This window comes from Pedobacter sp. AK017 (assembly GCF_014200825.1).
Lineage (GTDB): Bacteria > Bacteroidota > Bacteroidia > Sphingobacteriales > Sphingobacteriaceae > Pedobacter > Pedobacter heparinus.
The window spans coordinates 112,640-131,308 of sequence record NZ_JACHCW010000002.1; the positions used below are offsets into that span (position 1 = coordinate 112,640).

13 protein-coding genes are annotated in these 18,669 nt (G+C 42.5%); 6 read left to right on the forward strand and 7 right to left on the reverse strand.

Features of this window, described 5'->3' with window-relative positions; genetic code table 11:
* Position 1 precedes the first annotated feature (1 nt).
* Complete coding sequence (gene metG / locus HDC92_RS03560; protein ID WP_183872382.1) at positions 2-2,110, reverse strand: methionine--tRNA ligase; 2,109 nt, start codon at positions 2,108-2,110, stop codon at positions 2-4.
* Between the two features lie 41 nt (positions 2,111-2,151).
* Between metG and HDC92_RS03565 the strand changes: the two genes are divergently transcribed.
* Positions 2,152-3,051, forward strand: coding sequence for an LD-carboxypeptidase (locus tag HDC92_RS03565; RefSeq protein ID WP_183872384.1), 900 nt, complete (start codon positions 2,152-2,154; stop codon positions 3,049-3,051).
* Positions 3,052-3,853: 802 nt separating this feature from the next.
* Here HDC92_RS03565 and HDC92_RS03570 read toward each other — a convergent pair.
* The 3 genes from HDC92_RS03570 to HDC92_RS03580 form a co-directional block, all read right to left on the reverse strand.
* On the reverse strand, positions 3,854-5,191 hold the full coding sequence (locus HDC92_RS03570; protein ID WP_255484433.1) for a SusD/RagB family nutrient-binding outer membrane lipoprotein: 1,338 nt from the start codon (positions 5,189-5,191) through the stop codon (positions 3,854-3,856).
* A gap of 146 nt (positions 5,192-5,337) precedes the next feature.
* Positions 5,338-8,487: a SusC/RagA family TonB-linked outer membrane protein gene (locus tag HDC92_RS03575; protein WP_183872388.1), complete on the reverse strand. Its 3,150-nt coding sequence runs from the start codon at positions 8,485-8,487 to the stop codon at positions 5,338-5,340.
* Positions 8,488-8,958: 471 nt separating this feature from the next.
* Positions 8,959-11,448: a M14 metallopeptidase family protein gene (locus tag HDC92_RS03580; protein WP_255484434.1), complete on the reverse strand. Its 2,490-nt coding sequence runs from the start codon at positions 11,446-11,448 to the stop codon at positions 8,959-8,961.
* Positions 11,449-11,566: 118 nt separating this feature from the next.
* Between HDC92_RS03580 and HDC92_RS03585 the strand changes: the two genes are divergently transcribed.
* Entirely contained in the window at positions 11,567-12,868 is a 1,302-nt protein-coding gene (locus tag HDC92_RS03585) for a UDP-N-acetylmuramoyl-tripeptide--D-alanyl-D-alanine ligase (RefSeq protein ID WP_183872390.1), read from the forward strand.
* Here the strand turns inward: HDC92_RS03585 and HDC92_RS03590 are convergent.
* From HDC92_RS03590 to HDC92_RS03600, 3 genes are read right to left on the reverse strand one after another with little or no spacing between them, the layout of a single operon-like run.
* A complete protein-coding gene (locus HDC92_RS03590; RefSeq protein WP_183872392.1) occupies positions 12,865-13,335 on the reverse strand; it encodes a gliding motility lipoprotein GldH in 471 nt (156 codons plus the stop codon). The genes HDC92_RS03585 and HDC92_RS03590 overlap by 4 nt on opposite strands.
* The gene (locus HDC92_RS03595; RefSeq protein ID WP_183872394.1) at positions 13,332-14,723 is read right to left on the reverse strand and encodes a stage 0 sporulation family protein; all 1,392 of its coding nucleotides are present in this window, start codon (positions 14,721-14,723) and stop codon (positions 13,332-13,334) included. Before HDC92_RS03595 ends, HDC92_RS03590 begins: the two co-directional genes overlap by 4 nt.
* Before the next feature lie 2 nt (positions 14,724-14,725).
* Positions 14,726-15,874: an ATP-binding protein gene (locus HDC92_RS03600; protein ID WP_183872396.1), complete on the reverse strand. Its 1,149-nt coding sequence runs from the start codon at positions 15,872-15,874 to the stop codon at positions 14,726-14,728.
* Positions 15,875-15,979: 105 nt separating this feature from the next.
* Between HDC92_RS03600 and ruvX the strand changes: the two genes are divergently transcribed.
* The 4 genes from ruvX to HDC92_RS03620 are packed head-to-tail and all read left to right on the forward strand — an operon-like array spanning position 15,980 to position 18,635.
* Entirely contained in the window at positions 15,980-16,396 is a 417-nt protein-coding gene (ruvX, locus tag HDC92_RS03605) for a Holliday junction resolvase RuvX (RefSeq protein WP_012780253.1), read from the forward strand.
* A gap of 9 nt (positions 16,397-16,405) precedes the next feature.
* Entirely contained in the window at positions 16,406-17,041 is a 636-nt protein-coding gene (locus tag HDC92_RS03610; protein WP_012780252.1) for an O-methyltransferase, read from the forward strand.
* A gap of 2 nt (positions 17,042-17,043) precedes the next feature.
* Positions 17,044-17,724, forward strand: a complete 681-nt coding sequence (locus tag HDC92_RS03615; RefSeq protein ID WP_183872398.1) for a glucosaminidase domain-containing protein — start codon at positions 17,044-17,046, stop codon at positions 17,722-17,724.
* The gene (locus tag HDC92_RS03620; RefSeq protein WP_183872400.1) at positions 17,724-18,635 is read left to right on the forward strand and encodes a glucosaminidase domain-containing protein; all 912 of its coding nucleotides are present in this window, start codon (positions 17,724-17,726) and stop codon (positions 18,633-18,635) included. The genes HDC92_RS03615 and HDC92_RS03620 overlap by 1 nt, the downstream gene beginning before the upstream one ends.
* Positions 18,636-18,669: the final 34 nt, after the last annotated feature.

Genomic DNA, 18,669 nt, shown 5'->3' on the forward strand with positions numbered 1-18,669 from the left:
TTTACCTGATCACACTACCGTTATTATGCTTAACTACCGGCGCCACAAACGCCAGCTTTCCCTCTGCATCTTCCGACATCAGGATCATTCCCTGTGAAACAATCCCCTTGATCTCTCTCGGTGCCAGATTGACCACAAGGCTAACCTGTTGCCCAATCACATCTTCTGGCTTATAAAATTCGGCTATGCCAGAAACCACTGTACGCTGGTCTATTCCAGTATCCAGTGTTAATTTTAGCAACTTTTTGGTTTTTTCTACCTTCTCTGCCGCAATTATCGTGGCAACTCTGATATCAACGGCTGTAAACTGTTCAAACTGAATGTTTTCTTTTGCCGGTGCTGTAACCGCAGCAGCAGCAGTATTGTCTGCTTTGCTCCTGTTCAGTTTATCTATCTGGGCCTGTACGGCCTCATCTTCAATTTTTTCAAACAGCAATACCGGCTCATTCAGCTGATGGCCCCTATGCAGTAAATTTACGTTACCTGCCGATTCCCACGTATGCCCACCATAGTTCAGCATTTTCATCAGCTTATCCGCTGTAAACGGCAGGAACGGCTCAATCAGTATTTCTAAATTGGCAGCGATCTGTAAACTGATGTTCAAAATCGTACGCACCCTGTCCTCATCCGTTTTAATCACTTTCCAAGGCTCTGTGTCTGCCAGGTATTTATTGCCCAAGCGTGCAACATTCATTACCTCACCCAACGCTTCCCTGAAACGGTAATTCTCTATCGATGCGCTGATTTTTGCCGGGGCTGCAGCCAGCTCATCCATTACCTGCTGGTCTTCCGGTGTAATGTGCATACACATTGGCACCTTACCCTTAAAGTACTTGTGCGTCAGTACCACCACCCGGTTTACAAAATTGCCCAATATGGCAACCAGTTCATTGTTGTTCCTGGCCTGAAAATCTTTCCAGGTAAAATCGTTATCTTTTGTTTCAGGAGCCGTGGCCGTTAATACGTAGCGCAATACATCCTGTTTATCCTTAAACTCTTCCAGATATTCATTTAACCATACGGCCCAGTTTTTAGAAGTAGATATTTTCTGCCCTTCCAGGTTTAAAAATTCATTGGCCGGTACATTATCTGCTAAAATGTAATCGCCATGCGCCATTAACATTGCCGGAAATATGATGCAATGAAAAACGATATTGTCTTTTCCTATAAAGTGCACCAGTTTGGTTTCTTCATCTTTCCAGTAATCTTCCCAGCTGCCTTTTTCTACCTCACTCTGGTTGATATAATATTCTTCGGCCTTTGGGTTCCACACATCCAGACGGGCATATTCAAAGAGTTCCTTTGTTGCTGAAATGTAGCCAATAGGGGCGTCAAACCAAACATAAAGTACTTTCCCTTCCGCATCCTTTAATGGCACCTTTACGCCCCAGTCCAGGTCACGGGTCATCGCCCTGGGCTGTAAACCTGCGTTTAACCAGGATTGGCATTGCCCAAATACATTTGGCTTCCATTCTTTATGTCCGTCAATATATTTTCTTAACTGCTCTTCATATTTATCCAATGGCAAAAACCAGTTCCTGGTTTCCTTTCTTACAGGTGGCTCACCTGATAATGTCGACTTCGGATTGATCAGATCAGTTGCATTTAACGTACTGCCGCAGTTTTCGCACTGATCGCCATAAGCATTTTCATTGCCACATTTCGGGCAGGTACCGGTAATGTAGCGATCGGCCAGAAACGTCTGTGCCTTTTCATCATAATACTGTTCGGTAACCTCTTCAGTAAAAACCCTTTTGTTATAAAGGGTCTCAAAAAAGTCGGATGCAGTCTGGTGGTGCATCAGTGATGATGTGCGGTGATAAATATCAAAAGAAACACCAAATTCTTTAAAAGAATCACCAATGATCTTATGGTATTTATCTACAATAACCTGGGGGGTTACCCCTTCTTTTTTGGCCTTGAGGGTAATGGGTACCCCATTTTCGTCAGAGCCGCAAATAAACTTTACATCCCTCTTATTAGAGCGCAGGTACCTCACATAGGTATCTGCAGGTAAATAAACACCTGCCAAATGCCCGATATGTACCGGTCCATTGGTATAAGGAAGCGCGGCGGTTACCGTATATCTTTTTATTTTACTGTTATCCAAAACTATTTTTATTATTTTGGCAAAGATAAGTGTTTTACGTAATGATTAAGCAGCCCCCGTATTTAAAAAAAGGTGACAAAATTGCAATTGTTTGTCCGGCCAAGCAATTACCCAGGAGCATAGAAAGTGCGATTGCCCTTCTTGAACAATGGGGATTAACCGTGATCAGGGGAAAAACAGTAAGTGCAGTGCACCACCAGTTTGCTGGCGACGACGCTTTAAGGGCTGCTGACCTGCAAGGCTTTTTAGACGATCCGGAAATTAAGGCCGTTATTGCTGGAAGAGGGGGCTATGGCACCATCAGGATCATTGATGACCTTGACTTCAGCACATTTAAACGCTATCCCAAATGGATTGTTGGCTTTAGCGACATCACCGTTTTGCTCTCCCATCTGTTTGCGGAAGTAAAAACACAAAGCATTCATGGCCAAATGCCCTATACATTTGATGAAGCAAGCCCGGCATCGCTCGAATCTTTAAAAGCCGCTTTATTTGGGGGCACAGTCAGTTATCATCATACCAGTACATTCGAAAACCGCAGTGGCCATGCCGAGGGCCTTTTAATTGGCGGCAATTTAACTTTGCTGGTTGCCGTACAAGGTTCGGAATCGGAAATGGACTATAACGATAAAATCCTGTTTCTTGAAGATGTTGGTGAACATGAATATTCCATAGATAGAATGATGCGTATGTTAAAGCGCAGTGGCAAACTGGCCAAATTAAAAGGCCTTATTGTTGGTGCTTTTAATGAAATTACGCCAGAATCGATTCCCTTTGGTGCCAGCCCCGAGCAGGTCATATGGGATATTGTAAAAGAATACAACTATCCGGTTTGTTTTAATTTTCCTACCGGACATATTGACGACAACCGGGCAATGGTATTGGGGAGGGAATTAAAGATGTCAGTGCAAGAAAAAAGCGTAACCCTAAATTTTAAATAACCCACATTTACTCGTTTAAGCAAGAAAAAAGCGGTTCGATATGAAAAAAATTGATTTCACACTATTATTTATCCCCCACTATTAGCTATTTATCTTGTAAAAAGAGTAGCGCTGTATTTTCCTGAGCCTACCAAACGAATCAACCCTTTAAATTGTGAATGATAGAATTGAAGATGGCATTTTAAACATGACAATCAATAAAAAAATATGGCAGGATATGAAATTGAGTCCAATGCACTAATTTTAGATGATGATGGGCTTCAAATGAGAACAGAATTTTTCGCGCCTACATACGAAACAATCCTCAAGAGAAATAGTAAAATGCCAGATAGAAAAATTGTTTTGGCCTGGATACCTGAGTTCTCAACCGATGTGCTTAGCAAGGGAAATCTTAATTTCTATAGCTCTGTTCAGTCCGGTAAATACATAGTTATTATATAGGGACTTAGGAGTGATAGAGATTCTGACTACACCACATTTCAATTTGAAGTAAAAAGATAATGATTCTACAGATTGCTTTTCTCCAATAAACATTGTCAGTTAAAGGAGCTGAATAAAGTGCAAATCAAGCTCTCTCTAAGTATTAAATATTAGTATAGACTGTTCAGCGTTTGATTTTTGGCAGGTTCATGAGGTAATTCACTATGTGTCGGAAGGGAGCAAAAGATAGAGCAGAACATTCGTATTGACTCACTATCAATCTAATAACACAGATAAACTCCATAAGGAGTCGATATCTAAAATTGCAAAAAAAAGAGGATGCCAACGTTTGGCACCCTCTTTTCATTCAATATTATTATAATTACAAATCAAACCACATTTTATCAAAATATTTTGGTTGTGGATTTGGGATATTAGGATTTGCTGCAAGCTCATCAGGAGACAAAGTAAATCTTCTAATCAGGGGTCCAGGTGTAGCATCCTTAGGCAAAGTAAGTAAAGGCACTTCGCTACCATCAGGACCCGATCTTCTCCATTGTACAAAAGCCTCTAAAGGTCTGTCCATTAAATCAACCCATTGTTCAAGATGGATTTCCTTAACAGGATCGGCAGCGGTAGTCAAATCTACAAGATGGCCCCCATTGGCTGGGGTTTTCATGTAATTTGCTATATCAGTAGGATCTGCTTCATAAAACTCCATTGCTACCTGTAATGCTTGTTTATATAAAGTATTAGCTGTTGTTAAATTTTTAGCCACACCTAACCCTCTTGCATAGGCTTCAGCCTGTAAAAAAAGAAGCTCTTGGTAAGACAAAATCAAGGACGGTGCATTCTTTCTATACAAATATAAACTGATCAACGAAGTGCTTGCATTAGCATCAACATTTGCAGGAACACCAATATATTGTGTTTGCCCAGTTGGGAGATCAAAATATTTTTTTAACCTTGGGTCATTTTTTGGAACCATAATATCGGTAACAGCTTTACTTGCATAAGTAAAAGGGTTTTCGCCTCCAAATAATCTGAATTTAGGGTTTTCGTTATTTGTATTTCCTGTATACAACACTCTCAAATTCTCTGCGGCTGATGCGATCATCGTTGTAGGGTTAGATACCAGTTGGCCAATCGCAGCAGCTTTACTTGGATCTTTGTCAGCCATTACCATCAAAGTTTTGAATTTGATCGAGTTGGCCAGCTTTGTCCATTTAGACATGTTCCCACCATAAAACACATCATAATCAGCAATTTTAAAGGGACTTGAAGGATCAATTTGTGCTTTCGCTTCTTCAAGCAAGCTCAGTACACTCTCTAAAACACTTTGCTGACTATCATATTTAGGATATGGGAATTTTTCAGGGTCCCATGCCTGTGTAAATGGAACATCCCCGTATAAAGTAGTACATTCATACATCAGCTGAGCAAGTAATATCTTACATTGTGCAGCAGCATTATTATTTACGGGGTTCGCTGTTTCAGCATTTTTAATCGCGAGTTTCAAGTTATTTCCCGCAGTACTAAAATATACTTTCCAGGTATTTCCTAAAACATTGGTACTTACATTGTATAAGTTAGAAGAACCCCAGTTGTCAGAAAAATCTGCTCCTGATGAAAGCGATTGACCAATAAAGCCGACAGCAATATAAGAGTCTCCACTGTTTTTACTTACGTCCCATGCTGTAACAGCGTAACCAAAAAGCAATTTTGGATCTACCGTTTCAGCAGTAAGCGGACTCTTGTTGATATCCAGATATTTTTTACAAGACACCCCTGCAACCGCCACGAGGAACAGTACAGAGCTGACTAAAATTTTATGTTTAATTTTCATGATATTAATATTTAAAATTTCTATAAAGTCAACCTTAAGTTCAAACCAAATGACCTGACAGAAGGAATACTGTTGAATTCAACCCCTTCACCAACAGAACCAGCGCCAAAGAAGTTAAGCTCAGGATCAACGTGAGGTACATGGCTTTTAATTAACCATAAGTTCCTGCCCTCTACTCCAAATTCTGCGCCACGGATAAATGTACCCTGAAGCACTTTTGCAGGAATAGCATAAGCCAGTCTCACCTCTCTCAATTTGATGAAAGATGCATCAAATAAACTTCCGTCAGTATTTGTTGTACTTGATTCCCATGCCCAATATGCCTGTGCATTGGCTACTGGTGTGGTATTCTTAACATACTGTCCGCCAACCAAGTTTACACCATCATCAATAATAGGAATAGTTCGGTCACCGCCGGTTTCTTTAGCTAAACCATTGGTCCTTAAGTTAGAAACTGTACCAGAGAAGAATACACCGCCTTGACGGAAATCAAGCAACGCACTTAAGCTAAGTCCTTTATACCTGAAAGTATTATTGATACCACCAGTCCAGTCGGCATAAATATTACCCAAACGTTGGTTTGCAACCGCTGTTTTTAAACCACTTGTTGCATTAATGATGTAATTACCATCGGGGTCTCTTGCCCACTTAGAACCATAAAGTCCAAAAACTTCACCTTTTTTAGCTTTGATCTGTAGGCCACTGTAACCACTAGCTAAACTATATTCATTTAGTCCTTCAGCAAGCTCCGTTACTGTTTGCTTGTTTTTAGCAAAGTTGGCATCAATATCCCACTGGAAATCGGCCGTTTTAATTGGAACAAGGTTTAAAGCAATCTCAATACCTTTGTTTCTGATCGCTCCCGCATTAATGTATTTTGCGAAATATCCGGTAGATATGGCCACATCTAAAGGAATTAAGTTGTCTTTAGTTGTAGTATTATAATAAGTGAAATCTAAGCCTATACGGTTATTTAAAAACTTCAGTTCTGTACCAAATTCGAAGGAGTTTTGCCTTTGTGGTTTCAGGTTTGGATTAGGAAGAATCCTTGGGCCTGTATAGGCTGTTGTGATCGGTCCGGCAGGGAAAACGTTTGCCTGAGCAGATACATACTGTAAAAAAACTGTTGAAATTGGTGTATATTGAAAGTCCAAGTTATATGGAAGTAAATCGCTACCTACAGAAGCCCAGCTTCCCCTTAATTTACCATAACTTAGCCAGTCCATATTTTTTTCTTTTAACAATTCAGAGAACACAAACCCACCGCTTACCGAAGGATAGAAATATGACCTGTTCGCCACCGGTAAAGTAGAAGTCCAGTCATTACGTCCAGTAATGTTCATGTATAAAAAATCTTTATAACTGATACCGAGATCACCATAAACGCCCATTAATCTTCTTTTGGTATAGGTCAGTGTCGGCGTCTTACTTTCAGCATTGGTATAATTATATATACCGTCAACGGTTAAACCAACCGCATCAATATTGGTTCCCTGTACAAATCTCTGGTTAATATTACCACCAACAATTAGCTTAAACTTAAAGTCTTTAACGAGGTTGTTCTGCTCAAAAGTTGCGATCAAATCGTCATTGATTTGTTTACTTAGCTGGTCAAAATTGGTAAAATTACCAGGGAGAAAACCTGCAGTTCCTTTGCGTACTATTAATGAACGTTTTTCTGTATAAATATCTGTCCCTAAAGTATTACTAATGGTAATCCAGTCTATCGGTTTATACGTCATATTATAAGTTCCAAGAAAACGATCTACAGTATTACCATTCTTATTGTAGTTCATTACCCAGTACGGGTTATTCCCATTCCGGTTAGAAGTCAGAAAGATCTGTGATCCAGTAACCGGATCTTCGAAATTATTCTTTAATAAATCGATATCAATCGTTCGTGGAAGACCATAAATAGTCGAAACGATCGCATTGGTATTATTTGAACTTTGAGCAGGTCTACCATCCGATTTGATACTGGTATAAGTACCAGAAAATCTTGATGATAATTTCGGGCTAAAATCTCTTCCGGCATTTAAAGTAAGTGCATAACGGTCTAGTTTAGATTCAGGAATTACTCCTTTTTCATTTGCACTTGAAAAACTCATCCGGTAATCAGAATTGTCACCGCCACCAGAAAATGAAATGTTGTTCTGTGCAGAAATCCCTGTCCTGAAGAAATCCTTAACGTTATCCGGATAAGCCTGTAAAGTAACCCGATTACCTAAGAAGTTGACAAATGTTTGGTTTGCAACATCTGAAATTCTAGGCCCCCAGCCGTTAGTGCTGGTACTGTTGGCATTCGGGTCAGCACTGTATACACCCTGATTACCCTGGGCATATTCATTTTGAAAATCAGGCAAAACCAAGGGATTATCAAAACGCATAGATGAATTCACGCTTACTGAGCTGGTGCTTCCTTTTTTACCTCTTTTTGTGGTAATGATAACCGCACCGTCTCTCGCTCTTGCTCCATATAATGCTGTAGCTGCAGCCCCCTTTAATATGGTCATGCTTTCGATATCATCCGAACTTAAATCTCCCATCCTGTTACCAAAATCAACATTTTTAGCTGTTGTACCGCCAGCCGCGGTAGCATCACCAACAGTCATTCCATCAATTACAAAAAGAGGTTCGTTACCCGTGGAACTAAGTGAGTTTACACCTCTGATCACAATTTTACTTGATCCACCAACCGTTCCAGACTGCGAGTTAATCCTCACACCTGCAGCTTTACCTGCCAGTGAGTTCAAAACATTTGTTTCTCTTGCTTTGGTCAGTTCTTCAGAGTTGATCGTAGTTGTGCTATATCCCAACGATTTTTTCTCCCTGGAAATACCCAAAGCTGTAACTACAACCTCGCCCAGTTGCTGCGCATCAGTAGCTAAAGCTGCATTTACCACATTACCAGAGCCGACAGCAATGGTTTGTGTTAAATAACCAATTGAAGAGAATTCGATTGAAGCTGCACCCGAAGAAATTTTGAGGGCGTACTTACCATTTGCATCTGTTGAAGTACCATTCTGTGTACCAACAATTTTTACGGAAACTCCAGGAACCGGCAATCCGTCGTCCTTTCCTGTAACCGTACCAGTAATTGTCCGATCTTGTGCCATAGCTGCTCCCGCAACGAACACAAAAATGAACAAACTTTGTAGAAGTTTTTTCATTAGATAAAAAATTTAGGTTAGTTAATAATGATCAAATATACCAAACTTGATATGCAAGCATAACATATTCAGTAAGTTCAACCCACATATGACACTTCAGTGACACATCATTTAAACAACAAATAACTGAAAAAAGTTTTAATTCGGAATATTATTTTACAAAAAACCGTCATAACAAAACAAAAAACCAAACAGAGCGCCAAACGGTTTGAATTTCAAAATTTTAACTTTTTTTAACACTTCCTAACATCCGCACAACAATAAAGTAAAATTCAGTCTGTTTTCTTATGCTTGCTGATCTACCAGGATGTATTTCCAACCGGATTCTTCACAAAGAAAGTCATTCTTCACACCTGGTTCACCTATCCTTCACACCAAACCCACAAACAGGTACCTTTTTGTGAAGAAAGTGTGTAGAATGTGTGAACTATGTGAGGACTTGCTATTACGAATACCTAAATCATTAAAGTTTTAATTCACTAAAAAAATAGAATTGGCAAACATCTGTTTCCCATTTTCCCAGAAAGAGCGGAAAAGGATATTCGCCCCGATGTAGATAATGCAGCCTTTCCCTTCAGGCTGTACACCAAAAAGCATTCCTGCGCCCAGTTTTTTCAGCACGCCTTCACCGGCAATACCGGCCATATAACTCCCAGGTTTCAAAATACCGGTACTCCAGCCCTTTTTCAGAAATTCATACAGCTTGTCATCAGTCTTTAACGTATAATAGTAGTTTCCCAGTCCGGCCGATATGGGATGGCTATGGTCAAGCTCTACTTTAAAAATTGCCCCCGGAATGGCATTGGATAAATTGGCTTGTTTCCTGCTCAAATATTTTGGGATAGAATTAACCGGCAGTTCATCCTTAAAATATTCTTTCTTCTGGATGTCGAACGGTTTTTTACCCGCAGCACTCAATATGGCATCCTCAAAAAGGATCAGTTTGCCGCCAATCTTTATCCATTCCTGCAGCTTTTCTCCAATACTGTCCCCATACGCCCCATCCGGAAAAATCAGGGTATTCACTTTATTGATATCCAGGTTGCCAATATCATCCAAGCCAATAGTGGTTAAAGGGAAATCCAGTTCCTGTTCAAAAAAATGCCAGATCTCGCCCATACTTTGGGCCGAACTCTCTGCTCCGGCAACTATGGCTACTTTAGGCACATTTAAGGCCCTGTAAACAGAGGAACCCAGATCTTTTCCCTTGTCCACAAAGCCCCCCGCTACAGGATAAAAAGCTACTTTAGCTATTTTTTCGACCGCGGCAATTTTTGCTGAAACGTCTTTAACCAAACGTTCATTTTCGGAGCGGTAAACCAATAAGGTCCCAGGATCATAGGTCCGGCCACTTACCTTAAAGCTTTCCTCGGCTATCCTTACCTTAACCCCTGTTTTTTGCAGGGCAATCAATGCTTTGGCATCATCCAGCGAATTCCAGGGCAATATCCAGGCATAGGGTCGCTGCAGCAGGGCAACGGCAGCCTGTTCCGTTTCCATAAACGGATACCTGCCCTTAATGGATTCTTTTATGGCGTAAGCATTTAAACCGTAGGCATAAGGCAGGGCCCAGGCCGTAATGTCGTAAGTATTGGAGTCGTTTACCGTTGTCTGCGGTTCAAACAGCACATTGGCCAGCACGGCACGGGGTTGCTGCAGGTTTACGACCAGGTCATTCCGCTCCATTTTAAAGGGCTCAACCTTACCTGTTTCATAGTTGTAACCACTTACAGTTCCCTCTGCCCCGAAAGCAAATTCGACCTGATTTTTCTTTAAAAGCGCAGCCATCCGCTTTAAACGACCAGTATTGCTCCCTTTTACGATGTATGTTTTAAAAATTCCGGGCGGGACAAGCATCCCTTTTTCAAAGTATTTTCTAAACTCTTCCTGCAGGCGGTCTGCATTTTGGGCCACGGTTTCCAGCGTTGCCATTCCTGCGGTATAATGGTGGTCTATCCGGTCTTTCAAAGTCAATGTATCCCCATCAATAGTAGTTACAGCCAGGCCAGCCCCAATCCCACCCTGCTCATAAGTCATTCCCACAGCCCCATTGTACAGGGGATAAGTATCCCCATAAGAGGGGTATAGCAGGTCAAACTGTTCCTTGGTAAAATACGACCAGCCTTTCTGGTCAAAATACTTTGCATTGTTTTTACCTACCGTTACCTGAAATTCCTTTTGCCAGGCTGTAATATCCTGGTGTATCGGCTCTGCTGCAGGTGCAAAATAATAAGGCTCATTGTAGTTCTGCTCATGAAAATCTACGTGTACCTGTGGCATCCATTCCTGGTATAACACCAGGCGCTGCTGCGTTTCTACCTGGGTTTGCCAGGCCCAGTCGCGGTTCAGGTCAAAATAATAATGGTTGCTACGCCCCCCGGGCCAGGGTTCTACATGCTCCCTTGCCATCGGATCGGGGTTCGGTTTAAGACCGCTTACACTGTTAAAATAATTTACATAGCGCTCCCTGCCATCAGGATTCAGACAGGGGTCAATAATCACCACTGTACGTTTTAGCCATTCCTGAATGTTACCTGTCCTGGCCTCGGCCAAGGTATATAAAGTTTTTAAGGCCGTTTCTGTCGGACTGGCCTCATTGCCATGAACATTATAACTCAGCCACAGGATAGCCGGTTGTTTAAACTGTTTCCCCGTTATCTTTTGCCCACGGCTCAAAATCAGGTTGTTTTTTCTGATCTGCTCCAGGTTGTCCAGGTTTTCTTTGGAAGAAACAATGGCCAGCAGCAATTCCCTTCGCTCATAAGTTTTGCCATAATTTACAATCCGCACATTTTTACCTGCTTTGCCCAGGTACCTGAAATAGTCCAGCACTTTATCATGAGCCGTAAATTTACTGCCCAAAGCATAACCGAGGAACTCATCAGGTGATTTCACCTGTGCATCCGCAGTAAAAACGCCCATCCATAACAACAAAAAGGGGTACAGAAAGTATTTTATCATCTGGATTCGTTATTACTATTCTTGATGGCCGGCTATACTTGTTTAATATACCAAAATAATAAAGATTATTCTTTGTTTAGGGTTCATTAGAATAAATTTGTTGCTTTAACTTTAACGTATGACAAGCATAGGCTCCCTATATCAGCATTACCTCAACCACAGCACTGTATGTACTGATACAAGGAATATTGTACCTGGTTGTCTTTTCTTTGCCCTTAAAGGCGAAAAATTTGATGCCAACACCTTTGCAGAAGAGGCCCTGAAGCTTGGTGCAGCATACAGCATCATCGATAATGAAGCTTATCAAACCAATGAGCGTTGCCTGCTGGTAAGCGATGTGCTAACCGCCCTGCAGGACCTGGCCAGGCATCACCGTTCGCAACTCCATATCCCCGTGGTTGGCCTTACAGGCAGTAATGGCAAAACCACCACGAAGGAACTGATCAATGCCGTGCTTTCCCGCAAATACAAAACCTTTGCCACCAAGGGCAATCTGAATAACCATATCGGGGTTCCGCTTTCTATCCTGTCCCTTGGACCCGAAATAGAAATGGCTGTGATAGAAATGGGTGCCAATCATCAAAAGGAGATTGAATTTCTTTGTGGCATAGCCCAGCCTACCCATGGCCTGATCACCAATATTGGCATGGCCCATTTGGACGGCTTTGGCGGCTTTGAAGGGGTAAAAAAAGGAAAAGCAGAACTGTTTGCTTACCTGAAGCAGCATTCGGGTTTTGCGTTCATCAACCGCAACAACCCTTATTTATTAGAGATGAGCGAAAAAGCGCAACTGAGCAAAGTTGTTTATTATGGTACTGAAAGCAGCAATACGGTAGCTGGAAAGCTCTTAAAAACAGATCCCTTTATTGAACTTTCCTGGCAAAGCAAGGCCGGCGAATTCTACATCGCCTTAAACTTAACCGGTGCTTATAACTTTGAAAATATCCTTGCTGCCATATGTATCGGCCAGTTTTTTGAAGTAAGCCCGGTAGAGATCAATGCCGGCCTGTCGGGCTATTTCCCCAACAACAACCGCTCACAGTTAACCAAAACCGCCAGTAACACCGTGATCTGCGATTTTTACAATGCCAATCCAAGCAGTATGGCTGCAGCCTTAACCAATATTGAATTGTTAAAGGGCAGCAACAAAACGGTGATTATCGGAGATATGTTTGAATTGGGGGAAGAATCGGCCAAACAGCACCTGAACATTATTGAACAGGCAGAAAAGCTAGATATTGCTACGCTTATTTTTATTGGAAAACACTTTTACCATGCGAAACAAGACCACAAGGGCCATTTTTTTGCTACCCCGGCAGAGGCAGCTGCATTTTTGAAAACAAACCCGCTAAAAAATGCCCTGATCTTACTTAAAGGGTCGCGTGGAATGGCATTGGAGCAACTGATGCCCTTGCTTTAATTAATTACAGAGACCTTTATTCCTGCATCACTGATCTGTTTCAGGGGATTGTCCCTCATATTCTGCTCCAGTTCCAGCTCGTAGCGACCTGGCGCCGGAAACTTAAAACGTGTAAGCAAAGGGAAAGTATAGGTATATAAATTGCCCGATCCTGATCCGTTCCATTGCCCGTCGGCCTGGGCCAGTTTAAACTCATAACGCCGGCTCCGTTTCTTTTTTGGCGTTTTTACATTTAGCAGGATAAAAATGTTGGAATACCTGTAATCTGCCGTATGGCGCAGTTTAAAATAGATGTTATATAATTTATTGCTATCGGTAATGTCAACCATCACCTTCACCTTATCGGCATAACTCCAGTTACGTGCCGGCATGGTCTGGTTGCTGTCCGCTATATTATTGAGGTCGCAGCCACTAAAAAGCAGCCCTAAAACAGCAAAAAACAGAAGCAGAATTATCCATCTATTCATTTCGTAGGCTTATCGGTTGGCTTTTTCCTGCGGTTATTCCGGTTCCTGTTGTTTCTGTTGCCCGAGGGTTGGCCGCCGTTAGCTTGTCCTGTACCTGGCTGCGCCCCTGCATTTCCACCAGGCTGTCCGGCATTCACATTTTCCTTTTTATTGCCTTCAGGCCTGTTTTTTATTTGTTGCGCAGGTTTTGGCTGTTTATCCGGTCTCGCAGTCTTATCATTCCGCTCTGCATTGTTTTTATTGCGGTTCTGGTTATTCCGGTTGTTTTTATTGCCCTTGTTCCTGGGCTTATCATCCAGGCGGGTTAAACTGTCCTGGCCCACAACATTTTCGTAATCAGGAATTTTATCCAATACAGCGGTGGTTACCAGTTCAACCGCTTCCTCTTTAAGGTTAACCGGTTTCTGGCCCTTTTTGTTCATGGCCATGATTTCTTTTACACGGTCTACTTTTAATGGGATCCAGTCTTCCGTATTCGGGTAGCTGAACCACATGAGTTTCTTAAAGATATCTGTTTTCTGATGTCTGGCTACCCCAATCTCGGTCTGCAGGCTATCCACACGATCAGGGATATCCTTCAGTGCATCCAGGTAAGTATCCAGCTCATAGTTTAAGCAGCACTTGAGCTTACCGCACTGGCCTGCCAGCTTCAGCGTATTTAAAGACAGGTTCTGGTACCTTGCCGCAGCTGTAGACACGGTTTTGAAATTCGTTAGCCAGGTAGAGCAGCACAGCTCCCTGCCGCAGGATCCGATACCGCCCAAACGGCCCGCTTCCTGGCGCATGCCAATCTGCCGCATTTCTATCCTGATGCGGAAAGCTTCGGCCATTTTCTTGATCAGTTCCCTGAAATCTACACGCCCTTCAGCTGTATAAAAGAACGTAGCCTTGGTTTTGTCGCCCTGATAATCCACATCACTTATTTTCATAGATAAACGGAGGTCCAAGGCCAGTGTCCGGGCTTTATGCATGGTTTCCCACTCCATAGATTTGGCCACTTTCCATTTTTCCACATCCGCTTCTGTTGCCTTACGGTAAACCTTTCTGGTTACCTGGTCAGCGTTGGTCTTTCTACGTTTCATCTGCATCCTGACCAGCTCTCCTGTTAAGGATACATGACCTATATCGTAGCCTCCTGTAGGGCCTTCAACTGCAACCAGCTCACCGATTTCCAGATAAATGTTGTCATGATTGACAAAGAATTCTTTTCTTGCGCCTTTAAATTTAACTTCAATGATCGGAAAAGGCTTATAATTTGAAGGCATATCCAAATTGGACAGCCAATCGTAAACTTCCATTTTTCCGCAGCCACCTGTAAGGCACGAGCCATTACTTTTGCAACCTGCGGGGGCGCATCCGCCACCTGTAGAACAACTTCCACATCCCATAATTAATTGTATATATATTGAGTCCCTTTCGGGAGCGTTTTAAACTTAATTATTTTTACCAATTGTAAAGATACATCTAAAAACAGAATTTTAGGATTTGCATTTCGTTCAATGTGATAATGCGCCTGCTCCAGTTCCGAGATAATGGCATCCGCCATATTCAGGTCGAGCACATGGGTAGCCAGCTTTTTCGCGGTTTCAAGTACCCTTGAAGGCAGTTTTACCAGGTCATCGGCCCCAGTCAGCAACAAGCTGCATTCCCTCAGAAAGCTGATGCCGTACTTTAAAAAATTCTTTTGGTTTTCTCTTCCCCAGCCAGCGGCCTGCTCAGTAAAAGCAGCCAGATCGAGCACCCGGTTGCCATAACCCATCCGCAGCCAGTCGGCAAACTTATCTGCATTGTCGTTATGGATATTCGCTACCAGCGATTTGGCCTCTATCAGGTTTCCATCGGCCAGGAAGCTATATTCTGTAGCCTGGTTTTCGGGTAAGCCATGTGCTTCCATTAAATAATTTTCTACGGTAGCATGAGAAAGCTTTGGTATTTTCACAATCTGTGTGCGCGACAGCAAAGTAGAAAGGATTTGTTCCTGGTTATTGGCCACCAAAATGAACAGTGTGTTTTGCGGCGGTTCTTCAATAATTTTTAATAAGGCGTTCCCTTCTTTATCCAGGTATTCGGGCAGCCACATAATGAGCACCTTGGTATGGGCCTCAAATGCTTTATAGCTTAATTTTTTTATGATATCATGACATTCTGCAATGTTGATATTGGCCTGTTTGTTCTCGGCATTTAATTTAGATCGCCAGATGTCTATATCAAAATAAGCATCGGCCAGGAGCATGCTCCTCCACTCTTCCAGCACATCAACCGCTGTTTTTACATCTTTGGAAGCAAAAAAAGGATAGGAAAAATGCAGATCGGGATGAATATACTTTTCGTACTTACGGCAGGATGAACAAAGCCCGCAACTGTCGTTTTCCTGTTTGTCTAAACAATTGATGTACTGCGCATAGGCGATAGCAAGTGGCAAAGCCCCGCTGCCATCGCACGACAAAAACAACTGGGCATGACTGATCCTGTTCTCTGCAACTGTTTGTAACAATTGCTGCTTTACGTTTTCCTGACCGGTGATCTCTTTAAATTGCATTTGGTGCAAAATAGTAAAATTTTAAGACTTGGGTGGTACTGCCCCCAAAGTTGACAAGTACTGGCCGGCTAACCATTTGCTCCAGGTTTTATTATCTTTGCCAGCATGCCCAGAATCCTAGCTTTTGATTATGGTACCAAACGTATCGGGATAGCCGTTACAGACCCCCTGCAGATTATTGCAACAGGCCTGGACACCATACACCCTAAGGACATTGTGGAGTACCTGAAAAAATACCTGTTGGCAGAACAGGTAGAAGCCTTTGTTTTTGGCGACCCCAAACAAATGGACGGCACACCCTCCGAATCTGCCCAGCATGTAAAAGGCTTTGCCAAAACTTTGAAAAAAACTTTTCCGGATATTCCGCAATACTGGATAGATGAGCGTTTTACTTCAAAACTTGCCCATCAGGCCATTATGCAAAGCGGCCTGAAAAAACAGGACAGAAAAAATAAAGAACGTGTAGACACCATATCGGCAACTATAATTCTGCAATATTTTATGGAACAGCACCGTTTATAAGAAAATTATATGAGTTTAATTAGCGACGATATGCAGCAACTGCTGCTCGGTTATTGTGAACCGGAAAGCGACTTACTGCAAAAGATTGACCGGGAAACGAACCTTAAGGTTTTAATGCCGAGGATGCTTTCCGGGCATTACCAGGGCCGCGTACTGAGCATGCTCAGTAAACTGACCAATCCTGGCAGGATTCTGGAAATCGGTACTTTTACCGGCTATGCCACGCTTTGCCTGGCCGAAGGTTTAACAGCAAACGGGCTCATTTATACTTTGGACATCAATGAGGAGCTGGAAGAAATGGTACGCCGTAATTTTGAAGCCTCGGGCTATAACGATAAAATAAAATACATCCTGGGGGATGCCACAGAAACGGTTAACCATCTGGACGAAACATTTGACCTGGTTTTTATTGATGCGGATAAAAAGAACAACGGCAGGTATTACGACCTGATCTTCGACAAGGTAAGGCCGGGGGGGCTGATCATTGTTGATAATGTATTGTGGAGTGGAAAAGTACTGAACAGCAATCCCGATAAGGACACCAGAAATATCACTACATTTAACGATAAAATTGCTGCAGACACCCGCATAGAAAAACTGATCCTGCCGGTCAGGGATGGGTTATTTGTCATCAGAAAAAAATAATTATGTTTAAAACACTACTGTATACCGGGCTATGTTTTACCATTCTTACTTTTAGTGCTGCGGCACAGACCACAGAAGATTACATCGATTCTTATGCAGAGCATGCACAGGGCCTGATGCGTGAATATAAAATTCCGGCAAGTGTGATCCTGGCGGTTGCCATCCATGAATCGGCTGCCGGCACCAGTAAAATTGCCCGTTACCTGAACAACCATTTCGGAATAAAAGGGGCAAACAGCAACAATGAAATCCGTTCTGCTTATAAAGATTACCCCAGCGCACTGGAATCTTACGATCATTTTATAGAATTTCTGACCAGCAGAATGGCTTTCAGGACCTTGTTTGACAAATATGACCAGTACGATTACAAGAGCTGGGCCAGGGGGATACAGCGCGGAGGGTATGCGAGGAGCCGGACCTGGGCTGCCCAGATCATTGGCATCATTAAAAAAAACAACCTTTATCAATACGACGAAAGGCCGGAAGATTATACAGAACCTGCAGCACCGGAAGTCCGTGTAGCCAGCCGCAACAGGCGAAGCACTGCAAAAACCTATACGGTTAAGGCTGGCGACAACCTGCACAACATTGCCAAAGCGCGACACACTACGCCCGCAGCATTAATGAAAAAGAACGGATTAAAAGGCCCGGCCATTAAACCCGGACAAAAACTTAAACTATAATGAACAACAGATTATTAGCCTTAGCACTGGCCCTTGTTTTTTTTAGCGCATGTAAAACTAAAAAGTATAGCCGCAACAACAAGCAAATTGAAAAGGCAGCCAATAAAGCCAATCCCGATGTTAAATCTTATACCACACTAAATTATATTGAAGCCTTTAAAGCTGTGGCCGTAGAAGAAATGAACAAATATGGCATTCCGGCCAGCATTACCCTGGCACAGGGCATTATCGAGTCGGGAAGCGGCAACAGCAGCCTGGCCAAGTATGCCAACAACCACTTTGGCATTAAGTGTACCTCTGAATGGAAAGGCAAAGCTTACTATAAGGATGACGACCAGGCAAACGATTGTTTCAGGGTATATAAAGATGCCCGGGAATCGTATAAAGACCATTCGGAGTTCTTGAAAAGAAAACGCTACAGTTTTTTGTTTGAGCTGGACAAGAACGATTACAAAAACTGGGCTTATGGCTTAAAGCAGGCTGGCTACGCCACAAATCCCAGGTATCCCGACATGCTCATCAATGTGATCGATAAGTACCAGCTGTACCAGTATGATCAGCCGGAATCGGAAAGGGACAAGCTGAAGCGGGAAGATAAAGTGTTTACAGAGATCAATGCCAACATCCCTAACGAGAAGAAGAAGTTTACACCGGTAGAGGTCCCTCCGTCAAAACAAGTGCTCAAAACACCGGATACCTTAAAGATATCAGCCCCTGTAGTACAGGACACTTCGGCCGCCAGGCCTGATGTTGCGCCAATATTTAAACCCACAAGCTACACTGTTAAACAGGGCGATACGCTATATGGCATTTCTAAAAGGTTCAACATCAGCATTGATGAACTTAAAACCTTAAATAACCTTACAGATACCGGGATTAAGATCGGACAAAAGCTGGTCTTAGTTAAATAATGTTAATATTATTACGGCATTATCGTTATCTTGT